The 14,255-nt window shown below is 34.2% G+C and carries 18 protein-coding genes; 14 read left to right on the top strand and 4 right to left on the bottom strand.

The annotated features are described in order from the left end of the window. Nucleotides 1–16 precede the first annotated feature (16 nt). Nucleotides 17–271, top strand: a complete 255-nt coding sequence (locus tag ACJJVT_RS05770; RefSeq protein ID WP_405397171.1) for an acyl carrier protein — start codon at nucleotides 17–19, stop codon at nucleotides 269–271. Nucleotides 272–296: 25 nt separating this feature from the next. Here ACJJVT_RS05770 and ACJJVT_RS05765 read toward each other — a convergent pair whose 3' ends face one another. Then, nucleotides 297–1,235, bottom strand: coding sequence for a TerC family protein (locus ACJJVT_RS05765; RefSeq protein ID WP_405397169.1), 939 nt, complete (start codon nucleotides 1,233–1,235; stop codon nucleotides 297–299). Nucleotides 1,236–1,658: 423 nt separating this feature from the next. Here ACJJVT_RS05765 and ACJJVT_RS05760 point away from each other — a divergent pair, with 423 nt between their 5' ends. Beyond that, a complete protein-coding gene (locus tag ACJJVT_RS05760) occupies nucleotides 1,659–2,000 on the top strand; it encodes a hypothetical protein (RefSeq protein ID WP_405397168.1) in 342 nt (113 codons plus the stop codon). Nucleotides 2,001–2,013: 13 nt separating this feature from the next. Here the strand turns inward: ACJJVT_RS05760 and hpf are convergent, their stop codons facing one another. Next, nucleotides 2,014–2,316, bottom strand: coding sequence for a ribosome hibernation-promoting factor, HPF/YfiA family (gene hpf, locus ACJJVT_RS05755; protein ID WP_405397167.1), 303 nt, complete (start codon nucleotides 2,314–2,316; stop codon nucleotides 2,014–2,016). A gap of 232 nt (nucleotides 2,317–2,548) precedes the next feature. On the opposite strand from hpf, the gene ACJJVT_RS05750 reads away from it, so the two are divergent. From ACJJVT_RS05750 to ACJJVT_RS05720, 7 genes are all read left to right on the top strand, one after another. Continuing rightward, on the top strand, nucleotides 2,549–2,881 hold the full coding sequence (locus ACJJVT_RS05750; RefSeq protein ID WP_405397166.1) for a hypothetical protein: 333 nt from the start codon (nucleotides 2,549–2,551) through the stop codon (nucleotides 2,879–2,881). Between the two features lie 117 nt (nucleotides 2,882–2,998). Continuing rightward, nucleotides 2,999–3,325 carry a hypothetical protein gene (locus ACJJVT_RS05745; RefSeq protein ID WP_405397164.1) on the top strand — a complete coding sequence of 109 codons (327 nt, stop codon included), beginning with the start codon at nucleotides 2,999–3,001 and terminating at the stop codon, nucleotides 3,323–3,325. Between the two features lie 55 nt (nucleotides 3,326–3,380). Next, entirely contained in the window at nucleotides 3,381–3,563 is a 183-nt protein-coding gene (locus ACJJVT_RS05740) for a hypothetical protein (RefSeq protein ID WP_405397163.1), read from the top strand. Between the two features lie 3 nt (nucleotides 3,564–3,566). Continuing rightward, nucleotides 3,567–3,923 carry a DUF4251 domain-containing protein gene (locus ACJJVT_RS05735; protein ID WP_405397534.1) on the top strand — a complete coding sequence of 119 codons (357 nt, stop codon included), beginning with the start codon at nucleotides 3,567–3,569 and terminating at the stop codon, nucleotides 3,921–3,923. 150 nt (nucleotides 3,924–4,073) lie between these two features. Further along, nucleotides 4,074–4,502 carry a peptidylprolyl isomerase gene (locus tag ACJJVT_RS05730; RefSeq protein ID WP_405397162.1) on the top strand — a complete coding sequence of 143 codons (429 nt, stop codon included), beginning with the start codon at nucleotides 4,074–4,076 and terminating at the stop codon, nucleotides 4,500–4,502. Nucleotides 4,503–4,595: 93 nt separating this feature from the next. Next, nucleotides 4,596–5,102 carry a TlpA family protein disulfide reductase gene (locus tag ACJJVT_RS05725; RefSeq protein ID WP_405397160.1) on the top strand — a complete coding sequence of 169 codons (507 nt, stop codon included), beginning with the start codon at nucleotides 4,596–4,598 and terminating at the stop codon, nucleotides 5,100–5,102. After that, nucleotides 5,102–6,343: a hypothetical protein gene (locus tag ACJJVT_RS05720; RefSeq protein WP_405397158.1), complete on the top strand. Its 1,242-nt coding sequence runs from the start codon at nucleotides 5,102–5,104 to the stop codon at nucleotides 6,341–6,343. The genes ACJJVT_RS05725 and ACJJVT_RS05720 overlap by 1 nt, the downstream gene beginning before the upstream one ends. Here ACJJVT_RS05720 and ACJJVT_RS05715 read toward each other — a convergent pair. Beyond that, the gene (locus ACJJVT_RS05715; RefSeq protein ID WP_405397157.1) at nucleotides 6,336–6,803 is read right to left on the bottom strand and encodes an FKBP-type peptidyl-prolyl cis-trans isomerase; all 468 of its coding nucleotides are present in this window, start codon (nucleotides 6,801–6,803) and stop codon (nucleotides 6,336–6,338) included. The genes ACJJVT_RS05720 and ACJJVT_RS05715 overlap by 8 nt on opposite strands. 95 nt (nucleotides 6,804–6,898) lie before the next feature. Then, nucleotides 6,899–7,096 (bottom strand): hypothetical protein, encoded by a 198-nt coding sequence (locus ACJJVT_RS05710; protein ID WP_299317330.1) that lies wholly within the window; start codon nucleotides 7,094–7,096, stop codon nucleotides 6,899–6,901. A 238-nt stretch (nucleotides 7,097–7,334) separates the two neighbouring features. Between ACJJVT_RS05710 and ACJJVT_RS05705 the strand changes: the two genes are divergently transcribed. From ACJJVT_RS05705 to ACJJVT_RS05685, 5 genes are all read left to right on the top strand, one after another. After that, the gene (locus ACJJVT_RS05705) at nucleotides 7,335–7,529 is read left to right on the top strand and encodes a cold-shock protein (RefSeq protein WP_276492808.1); all 195 of its coding nucleotides are present in this window, start codon (nucleotides 7,335–7,337) and stop codon (nucleotides 7,527–7,529) included. Nucleotides 7,530–7,709: 180 nt separating this feature from the next. Further along, nucleotides 7,710–8,147 carry a hypothetical protein gene (locus ACJJVT_RS05700; protein WP_405397155.1) on the top strand — a complete coding sequence of 146 codons (438 nt, stop codon included), beginning with the start codon at nucleotides 7,710–7,712 and terminating at the stop codon, nucleotides 8,145–8,147. Nucleotides 8,148–8,330: 183 nt separating this feature from the next. Further along, nucleotides 8,331–8,627 carry a hypothetical protein gene (locus tag ACJJVT_RS05695; protein WP_405397153.1) on the top strand — a complete coding sequence of 99 codons (297 nt, stop codon included), beginning with the start codon at nucleotides 8,331–8,333 and terminating at the stop codon, nucleotides 8,625–8,627. 183 nt (nucleotides 8,628–8,810) lie between these two features. Then, a complete protein-coding gene (locus ACJJVT_RS05690) occupies nucleotides 8,811–9,953 on the top strand; it encodes a DUF1444 family protein (protein ID WP_405397152.1) in 1,143 nt (380 codons plus the stop codon). A 1,499-nt stretch (nucleotides 9,954–11,452) separates the two neighbouring features. Continuing rightward, complete coding sequence (locus ACJJVT_RS05685) at nucleotides 11,453–14,251, top strand: T9SS type A sorting domain-containing protein (RefSeq protein WP_405397151.1); 2,799 nt, start codon at nucleotides 11,453–11,455, stop codon at nucleotides 14,249–14,251. The last annotated feature ends 4 nt before the right edge of the window (nucleotides 14,252–14,255 follow it).

Raw genomic sequence — 14,255 nt, 5'->3', positions numbered from 1 at the left:
TTAATTGAACTTATATATGCTTAAAGAAGAAAAATACCAAAAATTAAAAGATATCATTAAAATATATCTTCCCGAAGACGTAGCGATTACTGATATTAAGCAAGACAGTCACTTCATGAATAATCTAAATATCAATTCTGCAAATCTTGTAGATATTGTACTAGATGTAGAAGACGCTTTCGACATTCGCTTAGAAAATGATGACATGGATCAAATGCAAACGGTCAATGATGCCATGGCGATTATCGACGCTAAGCTAGCGGAAAAGTAACATCTTAAAATAGCTTTAAAAAGAGCTATTCTTTATCCTTAATTAGCATTGACGCTAAAATTCCCGATACCAATGCCACTGAAATAACAGTTAGCGATACCCATTCAGGTAAATGTATGTAATGAGAGAATAACATTTTTAGTCCTACAAAAGCAAGAATAACGACCAAGCTGTAGTTGATGTACTTAAATTTCTCTAGCATTCTAGAGATTAAAAAGTACATAGAACGCAAACCTAAAATAGCTAAGATATTCGAAGTAAAGACGATAAATGGATCAGCTGTAATGGCTAGAATCGCAGGTATACTATCTAAAGCGAAAAGAATATCGGTAAGTTCAATAACAATAAGGGCTACAAATAGGGGAGTTGCGGCATTTACACCCATTCTTTTTATAAAGAAATCATGACCATGCATATTAGAGGTAACAGGATATATTTTCTTAATTTGTTTAAATACAAAAGAGTTTTTAGGGTCAAAGTCATCATCATCTCCTTTTAGCATATTAAATGCTGTATATAATAAGAATACACCGAACACATAAATGATCCATTCAAACTTGGTGATTAGAGCAACTCCGAAAAATATCATCAATGCTCTAAATACAATTGCACCAAGAATACCCCAAAACAATACGCGATGTTGGTATAATGGCGGAATCTTAAATGAAGAGAATATAACGGCAATTACAAAAACGTTGTCAACACTTAGTGAAAGTTCAATAAGATAACCGGTAATATACTTTAGTACGGCATCATTGGGTGTTAACCCTGTTGGGTTGTCAATAATTTCTGCACTGAACAACCAATAGATAACGCCACTAAAGGCAAATGCTACGGTAACAAAAATGGCAGTCCAGATTCCTGCTTCCTTAGATTTAATAACATGTTCATCTTTATGAAAAACACCTAAATCTAATGCAAGAAATATAAGTACAAAAGCAATAAAAACAATCCAGACTATCATATATAATATTTCAAGATGCAAAGGTATTAAAAATTGACTTTACCTATTTCAATTCTTTATAATGTTGGTGAAATGACACCAATTTATTTAAGAATTCAATACTATGGCAAATTTGAAAAACAATCTCTTTCTTAATAGCTGTTTTTACTCAAAATAGTAACCTTAAAAAAAAGATTGTCAAATTAACCTGTATCCCTGTTAAAAAACAGAGTTCAGCAGCTTTATTCAAATTAGCAAAATTGTGGTGTATTTTTAAGATGCTTGTTTAAAATATTGAAAATCAATCGTTTTAAACGGGTGGTTTAGGCTTATTGTACAAATTGGACAAACGACCTTCTTTATCCGATTAACTACTATTTTATTTCATATTCAAAGGGAAATCGGAATTTTTAGCTTAATTTTAAAGTAGAACAAGCTATTAAAATGAAAAAACTAACCATTTTTTGTGGTTTTTTGCTATGCTGTATTTTGAGCATGCAAACTGCCCAGGCACAAGACTCTTTGCAGTCAGATGCTAGAGTAAAACAACGTATGCTTTTAAATCAATTCGAGTCTGATTATGTGCTAACTGCTTCTGAGCGTGTGGCATTAAAGCAGAGTCGTATCGCATATCAATTGAGAATGAAAGAAATATTAGATACTATTAATATTTCTGATTCAAGAAGAAAGCGCTTAAAACAAGAGTTGAAGAAAAACCCATTTTCAGAACGGGTTCAAACGGTGATTGCCAATCACACGGTTTCTGAAGATAACATAAAACAATAAAAAAAAATGCAGTCTAATGAGACTGCATTTTTGCTTTTCTTTTTTCCAATTGTCGTTGTAAATCTTCAATAGATGAGGCTATTGCAGCTTCAAAACTACCAGAAGACGACTGTGCGAACAGGCGAGGACCTGGTGCACTCAAGCGTATATTACATACCATACCTGAATCGGGGGAAGAGGTATTCTCCTTTTTAAAGAAAACATCGGATCTTACAATAAAGTCGAATTTATCCAATAATTTCTCTAATTTCTCAGCAGCCATTATCTCTAATCGGTTGCTTGCTTTTACATCGTCGTATTCAAAATTGATATTCATAAGCTAAAAGTTTAGTTTAAGGTACTCATTTCAGCAACGCTTTACAATTAAAAAAATCTTAATATTTATTGCTGTAAGAGTTAAGGTTTATTAATCCTTTTGTTTCTACAAGGTTAGCTAAAATGTGTTGTATTTAAGGTAAAGTTAAACTTACAGAAACATAGCTTAAATATACTCCTATTTTCTTATCTTGAAGTAAAATTCCCACAATAACATTTTTAAATCTACAGCCATGGAAAATGTAAAGGATAAATCTTCGTGTTTAGGAAAATTGGAACGGTGTAAAAACACTATTCAACATTTTAAAATTAGGGTAGATTCATATTTATATGAACCTTCTACTGTGGCATTATTTGAAACTAAAGTGTATTTAAAAAATAAGATTTCAAAACTTTCAGAGGCAAACAAGAAGCTGTTAGAATTTTTAAGGTCAACAAAAGAAGTATTGCCTGAGCAGTACAAAATGGTCAATTTTCATATTCGGGAAACTTCTGAACTAGAATTTGATTTTATGGAATATACCTTAAAATTTAGAAAACCGGTAAATTTAAGACAGTACGTTTAAATACCTATTTCTTAGGTAATTGGTAAAAGACAGCATTATTTTCCTATAACATTCATGTTTATGTATCATTTAAAAAAAATGTTACTAATTTAGACGTAGAACACTAATGCAATACATATGAAAATTTTTATGCAGCTAGCTATATGCTGCACATTTTTCTGTACAGGTTTGTTGTACTCTCAAACGAACGATTCTACAAAAGTAAACCCTAAAGAAGAAGACGAAGGTCCGGTGATGTTTCAATTCGAACCTAATTATGAAACAGCAGTAATGCTTCATAGAGCGGCACTACAAGAAAAAATTAGAGGATTGGATACCTTAGATATTTCTGATCGTAAGCGTCAACGATTAATCAAGGCATTATATAAAGAATCTCGAAACTTTAATTTCAAGAAATCGGTTTTGGTTAATACCGAATTTGAAGAAGAGGAGTTTGAAGATTAACTTTCGTATTTTGGCATAGATTTCGTGGGGTATTAGGTGATTAATAATAATACTTATGAAAAGCTCCTTTATAATACTATTTGTCTTTAGTTTATTGTTTGGCTGTTCCGCTACAAAAACGGTCATTAGCGATTCTCATGCTATTCATAGTTTAGTAGCGTCAAAACAAATAGAATTTATAGCAACATCTGCCAACCCAACAGTTACACAGAGTTTAAATGCGGTTGCAAATAGCTGACTCATTCCACCCGGTAGTACCATTTCACGTATAGATTTAATGGGTAATGGTAATTACCTAAAGATTTTTGGCGATAGTGTATCAGCAAACTTGCCTTATTATGGAGAACGCCAATTTGGTGGTGGTTACGGTTCTACTACGGGAATAGAGTTCAACGGATTCCCCGAAAATTACATTCAAGAATTTAATGTTAATAAACAAAAGTATACCATAAGCTTTCAAGTGAGTGACACATCTGATCGGTATACTATTTATATTGATATCTATCCGAACAAGTCAAGTGTTGTTTCTGTAAACATGGCAAATAGAAATGCTATTCAGTATAATGGTAACGTAAATGCTATTAAAGAAGACGAATAAGGTATTCATTTAAAGGTATTTGACCCTGTTTTTAGGCTTTTAATGTTAAGAAGAGGCTAAAAAGGGAAGGTTTTGCCATAATCTTCGTTATTCCCTACTGAGAATAATACCTTTGCACCTCAATTAAGTTAAATAGTAGAATTTAATAGTATGAGTAAAGTAAAAGCAGATAGTCAGGTAAAAGTACATTACACAGGTAAACTAAGCAACGGTCAAACATTTGATAGTTCAGCAGGTAGAGAGCCATTAGATGTAAAATTAGGACAAGGTAGCTTAATACCAGGTTTTGAAAAAGGATTGCTTGATATGGAAGTTAATGATAAGAAAACTATCGTTATCGCTAAAGAAGATGCATACGGTGAAAAGCAAAAAGAGCTTTTTCAAACTGTTCAAAAATCAGATTTACCACAAGATATGGAGCCAAAAGTAGATATGGCACTTATGGCAACAAATGCAGATGGTAGCGAAAGACAATTACGTGTTGCAGAAGTAAATGAAAATGATATCGTTGTTGATGCAAATCACCCATTAGCTGGTGAAGATTTAACCTTCGAATTAGAATTGGTTGAAGTACAATAATACGTATCGTATATGATAAAAAAAACCGCCTATTAGGCGGTTTTTTTGTTTCTAAGCATATCGGTTTCATAGTGCTAAATAGTATATTTGAATATGCATTTAAGAATAGTATATTTTTTGATTTTAGGGGTTGTATTGGTTGGTTGTAAAGAACAAAAAACAAAGACAACAGCACCCGAAGCCATAGAGGCTATTGCAGATAAGGTTTCTACATCAACCTATGAAGATTTAGAAGGTAATCCTATAGAAATAAGCGATTACAAAGGTAAACGTGTGTTATTGAATTATTGGGCGACTTGGTGCAGACCTTGTATTGAAGAAATGCCAGATATGGAGAAAGCTCGGACGATACTAGAAAAAGATAATTATGTATTTCTATTTGCATCTGATCAGTCTGTAGAAAAGATCAATAAGTTTAAGGAAGCACGCGGATTTCAATTAGAATTTATAAAATTCAACGGCGTCTATGCAGAAGAAAATGTGAGTGCCTTGCCGGCAACATTTATATATAATGAAGTAGGGGAGCAGGTGCTGCGTTTTGATGGCGGATTGAAGTGGGATAGTCCTGAAATGATAGAAAAACTTAGAGCGGTAAAGTAATGCGTAACCCAACGAATACCTTTTTTATTTTTATTGCATTAAGTCTGATACTTGGTTGCAAAGAAGAATCTAAAAATATACAACCGAAAGTACCGGTAAGTACGATTTTAGAAATGATTTCTCCTGCTGGTGATGCTAGTGCATTGCCACACCTCATGTCAAATAAAGACGTTGCTTTGCTTTCATGGGTAGAAATTTCTAATGATACCGTAGCGACAATGCAGTATTCAGAATTAATCGATGGCGAATGGCAAGAAGCGCAAAAAATACATAGTGGTACAGATTGGTTTGTCAACTGGGCTGATTATCCTATGATTACTGAAAACAATGGTAATTTATGGTCTCACGTTTTAAAGAAATCCACAGAGGGTACGTATTCGTATGATGTAAAAATGAATGTGAAGCCAAGGGGAGCAGCAGATTGGGAGACCGATTTAGACCTGCATACCGATGGCACACCCACAGAACATGGCTTTGTAAGTATAGTACCTTATAATAGCAATTTCTTCGTCAATTGGCTTGATGGTAGAAATACCGTAGAAAATGAAGCAGGCGAACGCGGGGCGATGACCTTACGTGGCGGAGTAGTTTCTACAACAGGTGAATTGTTAGAAGAATATGAATTGGATAGCAGAACATGCGATTGCTGCCAAACGACTGCTACGATAACAGATAACGGTCCGGTTGTGATCTATCGTGATCGCTCAGAAGATGAAATCCGTGATATTAGTATTGTGCGTCAGGTAAAAGGGGAGTGGACGGCACCTAAAGTAATACATAAGGATGATTGGCAGATAAAAGGGTGTCCGGTAAACGGACCAAAAGTAGATGCCTTAGGTAATAATTTGGTAGTAGCGTGGTTTACGGGAGCTTCAAATAAACAAAAAGTACAGATCGCTTTTTCTACGGATGGAGGTGCGGAATTTTCTAAGCCGGTTTCCGTTGCAGAAGGTGCAATAATGGGTAGAGTAGATGTGCTTTGGATGGATGAAGATCAAGCTGTTGTAAGTTGGATGGAAGCTGATGCCAAAACTGCATTATTTAATGCCATGATCGTAAATAAAAACGGAACAACTTCCAAAAAACAATTGATAACTGAAATGGCAGATTCTCGTAAATCGGGATTTCCTCAAATGGAAATAGTAGAAGAAACCCTATATTTTGCTTGGACCGAGCAAGTTGGTGCAGTTACGCAAATACGTACTTCAAAGATGTCAGTTGATGGTTTTTCGTTTAATTAACCGAAATCAATTCAATATCAAAAATTAAAACAGAACCACCAGGTATACCATTAAAATCAAAACTACCATAGGCTAAGTGAGATGGCACTAAAAGTACGCCGTTTCCGCCTTCGTTAAATAAGGGAATACCTTCTGTCCACCCAGCAATTACTTGATTAAGACCTATAGATAATCCTTCTGCGCTTTGGTCAAAAACAGCACCATCTAGAAAATATCCTCTGTAAGCTACAGTTACATTAGAAGACGCAGATGGTTTTGCACCATCGCCTTGGTTTTCAATAATATAGTGTAAACCAGAAGCAGTGGTTTGTGACTCCAGCTCGTTAGCAATTAAATATGCATTTATCTCTTCTTCATTGATCGCGGTAAAATCGATAGCCTCAAGAGGTGTTTGCTTGTCATCGTTAGATCCACAAGAAATCATAGTAGTAACAAGAAGAAGTATTGCAAAGTATTTCATTTTATATTTATTTTTTGGAGTGTAGTTGTTGCTTAAGTATTGGGTATTGATTCATAATGGTCTTAACCATTATTATGAAGGGTAGGGTATAGCAGTTATGCAATAAAGGTATTTACTGAAAAGCGAACGCTACAATTCTTGTAGAGGTATTTTTGAAATTTTATGGCATGAGATTGCGAATCAAAAATAACGGCTTCGGTAATACTGTTCGCTAAAACAAGATGCCCAATAAGGTATTCTACGTAGTAGGTGTTGTTTTCAGAAAGAAGAACAAAATTTGGTTTGGTCGTCACGCTATTTATTTTACGATACTAAAATAAAGCATTTATTTATGTGATCCTAATTTTTTTGAAATTCCTTGTAAAATGGTTCTTCTAGTAGGGTTAGGGTGGCAAATATTTTATTCAATCTGCTACATGCATTAACTCATATGAAGATAGTGCTAGAAAATAAAATTTTGATAATTTTCAATTCTTGGCATCATAGTTGCATCTTATCTAGTAATTATTAATATCAAATTATATTACATTTATGAGTACAGGAACAGTAAAATTCTTCAACGATGCTAAAGGCTTCGGCTTTATTACAGAAGAAGGTTCAACGAACGATCATTTCGTTCACATTTCAGGATTAGTTGACGAGATTCGCGAAGGCGATGAAGTAGAATTCGAACTAACCCAAGGAAAAAAAGGTTTAAACGCAGTTAACGTTAGAGTTATAGAATAAACTTCAAAAAGTCCGTCAGCAATGATGGACTTTTTATTTGGTATAAAACCCAAATACGGAGTTAGGCAACCGTTTCTATTAAATGCCTACTATCTTTATAGATATCTCAAGGTAAGTGCAATCTTGTAACGCCTTGTTAACCACAAGTAATACCATTATTAACTATATATTATAAACACTATGTTAGATCAATTAAAGCAAATGGCAATTGAAAAATTGCAAGAAACAATGAGCGCAAATTCTTTAAATTCTGAAGCAACTAGCGGAGCTGCGGAAGAGGGAGCATCTTCACTAATAGACGGACTTATGGAAAAAGTAGGTGCTGGCGATTTAGGAGCAGTAACCAGTTTGTTTTCAAATGACGGAAATGCAACTGAAGACAGTGGTATCGTTCAAAATTTGAAAGGGAAACTAGCTGAAATACTAGAGAGCAAAGGCATGAATGCTGAAGAAGCACAAGCAGAAGCTAGTAATGTAGCACCAGGCTTGGTAGATAGCCTTAAAGAAAAGTTTTTATCTGACGAAGCATCAGATTCCGCTTTTAGTTTAGAAAGTCTTAGTGGTTTAGTTGGTGGCGATGCCGGCAGCTTACTTGATAAGGCGAAAGGGCTTTTCTAAGAGAAATTACTTTTCTCCATAGTACATATGAAACCGTTCAGCAATGAGCGGTTTTTTTGTTTGAAAGCTTTATATGGTTTTTTGTGTATTAAGTCTAATTTTTGAGGAAAATCCATTTTTTAACACAATCAATTGTAAAATGACACGTTAATTCAATAAAATAATTGGTTTATGAAAATTTCATTGAGTTCCCAAAAAGTAGCTGTTTTATCCGAATTGGAAAGAAAAAGAAAATCGGTAGAAGAATTGTTATTGAAGATGGAATCTTATTTATATGAACCGCAAACCCAAAGTCGCTTTCAGAAAAAAGAAATCTTAAAATCCAACATAAGTCGTACTGCGGATAGTACCGGATCGTTATTGGAAATTTTAAGGATGAACGATATTTCTATTATGGAAAGTATGGATGATGTAGAACGCCAAATAGAAGAATGTTATGAGTTGGAATTAGAAGTGGCAAAGTATGTTTTAAACAGATAACCTAAACCGTATATATTTATGAAAACCGCTCAGAAATGAGCGGGTTTTTTGTGCCTATTTGTTGTTTGCTAGGTATTTAGGATGTAATAGGGTAGTGACAATTTTTTTGAAAGAGGGGAGTTGGTACACTAAAACGTGTATACAAAAGTTGTATATATAATCACAATATTAAATGACCTTTTCATGGAGACTTTATTACCTATCTTAAAAACAACTGATTACCGTAAAGATGAAAGACTACAGTTTAAAGAATTTTTATTTAATGACAGTATAGCTCCTGTGGTGGCTTATGGTAAAGATAGCGGTAATGCCATGGTGTATGAAAGTGCTTTGGATGAAACAGATTTGTATAATAGATTTCCGGGAATAAAGAAAGAGGCTCTTGCGAATTTAAAAGCAATAGATGTAGACTATCAAATAACAGATGCAGAGGGGTCAAAAATACTATTTGTCGAAGGCAATGAATACGCCAGTGAAAAGATATTGGATAAGGATTTTATGATCAAAATTGCGGCAGAGCTGAAGTGCGATACGCTGATGGTTGGTATACCTTTTAAGGGTGTGTTGATGGCTATTGATTCTAATTCAGAGATGCGTTTAAAGCTACCAGTGATCGTAAAACAGTACTTTGAGAATCCGCAGCAAGACCCCATTTCAGATAAAGTATTTTTGGTCCAAAATGGGGAAGTGGTCGCCATGGGAGGAGAGAAATTACCAGAAAATATATCTGATCAAAATTTTGTGATTTCTGAGAATAAGGCGCAAAACTATGGTATCGAACTAAAAAGTAAAAATATAGAAGAACTGGTAACCGATATAAATACATCTTTTCAGCAGGTTATGCTTATGATATTGCAACGTAAATCTTTTGGTGGTGAAATAACCTTTAAATTAAGTAAGGCTATTGTTAAAAATGAAACTTTAATAAATAAATGCAATTCTATCATAGAGCAGATTGAGAAGAACGAGATGCTACAAACCATTTCTCAGGCATTGGCATCAAGTAAAGTACAGTTTAAGTTTTTGCATGATGGTATACTAATAGCTCCAACAGCTACAGCTATACCAATTGAACCCAAGCCAATAAATTCACCAAAAGAAGTTGTCAAAGAAACCATTAAGAAAATAGAACCAGTTGCTGTAAAGAAAAAAGCACCGGCGACGACCAAGAAATCTAAACCATGGTGGAAATTTTGGGCAAGTGAAGAACAAGAAACTCCAGAAATGATTAAAGCTGCAGAAGAAAAAGCAAAGCTAGATGAACTGAAATCTGGTACACAAAAAGATTTCGATAAGTCTGATCATAATAAGTTTATGCCAAAATAACTTAAGTTTTTGAATGTTGACAATTGCGATGAAATATGCATATAATAGTGGGGTCTTAAAAAAGTCTATTTTACATAATATAAATTATAGTACAATTGAAGTAGTTTCGTGTATAGCGCATTTCAGCGCTATTTTACATAGTTACGTTATAAATCCCGCAGGAGAATTATAACAAAGTAATTATGTAAAAACGAAACTACGGTAAGTTCAACTATATTCTAATTAAGGCACCCGCTTCATTTCGACACCAAATAATATCAGCCACTGGCTAATCTTATTTGTCACGAATTTAAAAGCTAGCCTTTTTAGAATCATTTAAAATTTGAGTATTCGAGGAAACGTGTGCAAGATTTTTTTCTACAGTATTCTCGTCAGCTTGCCGCAACAGCCAACGGTGGTATTTTGGAAGGTCTGGTTGACCTTTTAAAATATGAGTGAGACGGTGCGCTGGCATAGCGAGATAATTTCTTAGCCCTTGCTAACCTCGCGTCTTGTTTGAATTTTTTTTTAATGTATTCCTAACATTATGTAAAATAGGATTTCAACATTGTAATCCCCGTAAGATTTTTATTTATCTTTTTTTCTTGATACGGAAAAGTATTATTTGAGCGAGATTATGCCGCTGGTGAAACTAACGATATTCTTTATTCTTTTCTATTGTTTTTAAAGGTATTAATGAATCTACGAATTCAAGGCTTACAATTCCGATAGTTATCGGAATTTAGAAACGCCAGCCAGCGCTACATTTCGCCAAAAAAGGTAATCACTCTTTATCCCGTGGCTCAGTCGATATATTTTACGACAAATATAATTTTGGCGCGAGTAGTAGCATTGACTGGTGCTTTGATGTAACATATTGCTTAATAATCCACCGCATCAACTCGCCGAAAAACAAATGCTCCTTGTGTCGCTTGTATTTTCTCGTGCCCCAAAAATATGGCTGCTCCCCTCACCTATAGTTTTACCCAAGTTCTCTAAGTCCACTTTTCCACTGCCTTATCTGGCTAAGCGTAATTTCTATTTTACATAATATTTTTAGCCAATAGAACTTTAACAAGTTCTTCAAACAGTATTTATAGATGTCTTTAAATTTCAACATATATTACCTAAATAAATCTTTATGTTTTTAAATTGCTTATTTTTCTTTACAAAACTTCAGCTGCTAAATCTCATTCTGTTCAATTTATATATAGTTTGTTCCTAGCTTACTACAGTTTTTTATTAATTCTTGACGAATTAAAAGATAAATGAAAATAGTCTGTAATAACTTAATCTTCAGTAATCTTCAAAGAATCTTTATTAGCCCAACAAAAAATAATATAATATTCATAATAAAATATTTATAATTAACCCTCTAGGTTTTCTTTTCGGTCTTAGTTTTATACAAAGTTGGTGTAATGTTAATATTTTGTTATTTTTCAGTTTATTGAAAATTTACACTAAAGTATCTTTACAATCGTTTAATATTAAAAATCTAACTTCTCATCAGAATGTACCATATGCAGAAACTAATAGTATTCCTAATTTTAGGTTTTTTAAGTCTCCCAATAGCGGGGCAATGGCAACAACTTGAAAAACCGGAGGGCGGCAGACTTGAAGCCATAATCAATGTCGGAACAAAGCTATTTATCTCAGCTGATCTTGGTGGTTTATATAGTTCAACGAACAACGGTGAAAGTTGGAATGCTATACAAAATGACCTTCCAATAGGATACGATGTAGTCTCATTTTTTGAAGCAAATGGTACATTGTTCCTTCAGACTGAGACCATAGGTAAAAATTTGTATATATCCACTGATATTGGCGAAACTTGGGTCAACACTAATTTAACTTTTGACCAGTCACTTCAAGTTACAGGAATCGCAACAGATGGTAGTAAACTCTTTCTTTCAGTAGAAACTGGATTGTATATTTCAGTTGATGGCGGTATTAATTGGAATTTCAAGCCTTATTCGCAAATAGACGGATTTACATTTGATCTACTATTTTTTGATAATAAACTGTACAGAGCAGCATTTACGAAAATATATGTTACAGATAATGAGGGTACTAGTTGGTCTGAAGTGCCATTTGACGCTGGGCCAAATGGCATAAGACATCTTTTTGTCCATAACGACCGAGTTTTTATAGCAAACAATTCACGTATATATTCAACAGATAATTTCGAAACATTCGAATATCGGTATTATGATAGGTTTGGCAGTAATAGTATTAAGTCTTTTGACAATATAATTTACATAACAAACTCAAACGGTGAATATCGATACTCAAGTGATAATGGTGTTACTTGGACTACTGTAGTTGTGGACAGTATCGGAAGACCTTTAAGCGACATATATAAAATAGGGTCAAAAATAATTGTTTCTGGTACTGCTGGGTTGGTTGAGTCTGTAGATAATGGTGTAAGCTGGGTTGCAAATAACAGCGGTGTATTAGCCTCGTCTACTACAGCAGTAAGTTCTAACGGAACCGAATGGATATCTAGTATGGCCGGTATTGGCATCATTAAATCTGAGAATAGTGGAGTATCTTGGACGACATTGAATGGAAACTTACCGGAAGAAGTTCTTAGGGTAAATTCTTTTAGTTCTGTTCAATTTGTTGGTAATAATATAGTCGCAAAATATGGTAAGAAAATTTATGTATCTACAGACAATGGGCTTACGTACAATAACTCTTATGAAGTAGGCCCGTTAACATCAATAGGGTCATTGAGTTTTGATGGCAATAGACTCTTTGCGTTCTTAAGTTCTAGTGAAATAATAATTTCAGAGGATATGGGCGTGACATGGGTAAAACATGACTTTGGTTTTGAAACTAGTTCATCAATATATAACTCACCAGTTTTACAGGGCAATACAATAGTTGGTATTGGTAATGCTAATAGCTTAATAATTTCAAACGATTATGGCGTAACTTGGTTAGAAAAACAATTGGATATCGGTAGCGTAGGTAACGACCGTATTCGCAGCATCGAGTTTTATGATAATAAGCTTTACATTCTTACCGTCAATAATTTTTATGAATCTTCTTTAACCGGAGATGACTTGAAAGAAAATATTGCAGGAAACCTTGGCTCTACTATTTATGACTTTAACATTTTTGAGAGTAAGGTTTATTTTTTTGGTAATTATCTAAGTGTTTCGACAATTGGTGGAAATTTGAAATATGATATCTCCCAAAATTTGGAGAATCGCTTTGTTAGCGGCATTGCCTTAATAGACAATGAATTAGTTTTTAGTACGCTAGGTTATGGATTTTGGAAAGGGCCGGTGCAAGAAGTTCCTGCAGATTCAGATAATGACGGTATTAGAGATAGTGTTGATATTTGTTCAAATACACCAGTTGGTGAAACTGCTAATGAAGTTGGGTGCTCATTTTCACAAAGAGATGATGATCAAGATGGTGTTTTGAATCCTAATGATGAATGCCTTACGACACCCTTGAACCTTGAAGTTAATGATAAGGGGTGTGCACTATCGGAATTAGATTCTGATTATGATGGTATTACTGATGACATTGATCAATGTTCGTCAAATATTCGGCATAATGGTGAAGTAAACGAGGTGGGTTGTGATAGTATACCAAATGATGCCGTTACCGTGTTTGTTCGGTCAGCATCCTGTCCGGGTTCAAGCAATGGTCGTATAGAAATACACTCAACTTATTTTCAAAATTTAGAAGTTAAGGTAGATATGCCCGATGGTACTATTGAAAGCTACGAAGTTCGTTCGGCAACCAGTCCTTTGCAACTTGAAAACCTTAATGCTGGCAACTACAGCATTCATGTATCAAGGTTTTCTGCCGAGTATAACAAAACCTATTTAACTACAGTTACCGAGTTTGAAGGAATTTCTGGTAAGAAAGGAAATTTCAATAGTAAATTAAACAACATCGTGTACACAGTTAGTGGTAGTAAATCATATAGCGTGAGGGTGAATAACGTCACAACCAAGTTTAATGTTCCAAGTACAAATTCAGAGATCATAACGGTTCCACTCTCCAACGGAGAAAACCATATTTCCATTACCGGCGAAAATGCTTGTCAAGGTAAAATAATTGAGACAATTGTTACGAATAATGACCTTACTTTTTATCCGACAATTACAAATGACAAGCTCACCTTTATAAACGTAGACCAAGATGTATCAGTTCAAATTTATACTATAGTCGGAAGAAAAATTTTGGAAGAAAAATTAGATAGTAACGGTGCGATTTCTGTAGGTCATTTAGATAATGGAATGTATGTTATACAGATTAATGCTATGAACTATACTTCAAAATTCGTTAAAAATTAAGACC

The sequence above is a fragment of the Maribacter sp. Asnod2-G09 genome (assembly GCF_045063795.1).
Taxonomy (GTDB): Bacteria; Bacteroidota; Bacteroidia; order Flavobacteriales; family Flavobacteriaceae; genus Maribacter.
The sequence above is the reverse complement of the archived record's forward strand: the minus strand, read 5'-3'. Positions and strand labels throughout refer to the sequence as shown.

Excerpts from the sequence above, each read along its gene's own strand:
- ACJJVT_RS05770 (WP_405397171.1), top strand. The coding sequence starts at position 17 with ATGCTTAAAGAAGAAAAATACCAAAAATTAAAAGATATCATTAAAATA.
- ACJJVT_RS05765 (WP_405397169.1), bottom strand. The coding sequence starts at position 1,235 with ATGATAGTCTGGATTGTTTTTATTGCTTTTGTACTTATATTTCTTGCA.
- ACJJVT_RS05760 (WP_405397168.1), top strand. The coding sequence starts at position 1,659 with ATGAAAAAACTAACCATTTTTTGTGGTTTTTTGCTATGCTGTATTTTG.
- hpf (WP_405397167.1), bottom strand. The coding sequence starts at position 2,316 with ATGAATATCAATTTTGAATACGACGATGTAAAAGCAAGCAACCGATTA.
- ACJJVT_RS05750 (WP_405397166.1), top strand. The coding sequence starts at position 2,549 with ATGGAAAATGTAAAGGATAAATCTTCGTGTTTAGGAAAATTGGAACGG.
- ACJJVT_RS05745 (WP_405397164.1), top strand. The coding sequence starts at position 2,999 with ATGAAAATTTTTATGCAGCTAGCTATATGCTGCACATTTTTCTGTACA.
- ACJJVT_RS05740 (WP_405397163.1), top strand. The coding sequence starts at position 3,381 with ATGAAAAGCTCCTTTATAATACTATTTGTCTTTAGTTTATTGTTTGGC.
- ACJJVT_RS05730 (WP_405397162.1), top strand. The coding sequence starts at position 4,074 with ATGAGTAAAGTAAAAGCAGATAGTCAGGTAAAAGTACATTACACAGGT.
- ACJJVT_RS05725 (WP_405397160.1), top strand. The coding sequence starts at position 4,596 with ATGCATTTAAGAATAGTATATTTTTTGATTTTAGGGGTTGTATTGGTT.
- ACJJVT_RS05720 (WP_405397158.1), top strand. The coding sequence starts at position 5,102 with ATGCGTAACCCAACGAATACCTTTTTTATTTTTATTGCATTAAGTCTG.
- ACJJVT_RS05715 (WP_405397157.1), bottom strand. The coding sequence starts at position 6,803 with ATGAAATACTTTGCAATACTTCTTCTTGTTACTACTATGATTTCTTGT.
- ACJJVT_RS05705 (WP_276492808.1), top strand. The coding sequence starts at position 7,335 with ATGAGTACAGGAACAGTAAAATTCTTCAACGATGCTAAAGGCTTCGGC.
- ACJJVT_RS05700 (WP_405397155.1), top strand. The coding sequence starts at position 7,710 with ATGTTAGATCAATTAAAGCAAATGGCAATTGAAAAATTGCAAGAAACA.
- ACJJVT_RS05690 (WP_405397152.1), top strand. The coding sequence starts at position 8,811 with ATGGAGACTTTATTACCTATCTTAAAAACAACTGATTACCGTAAAGAT.
- ACJJVT_RS05685 (WP_405397151.1), top strand. The coding sequence starts at position 11,453 with ATGCAGAAACTAATAGTATTCCTAATTTTAGGTTTTTTAAGTCTCCCA.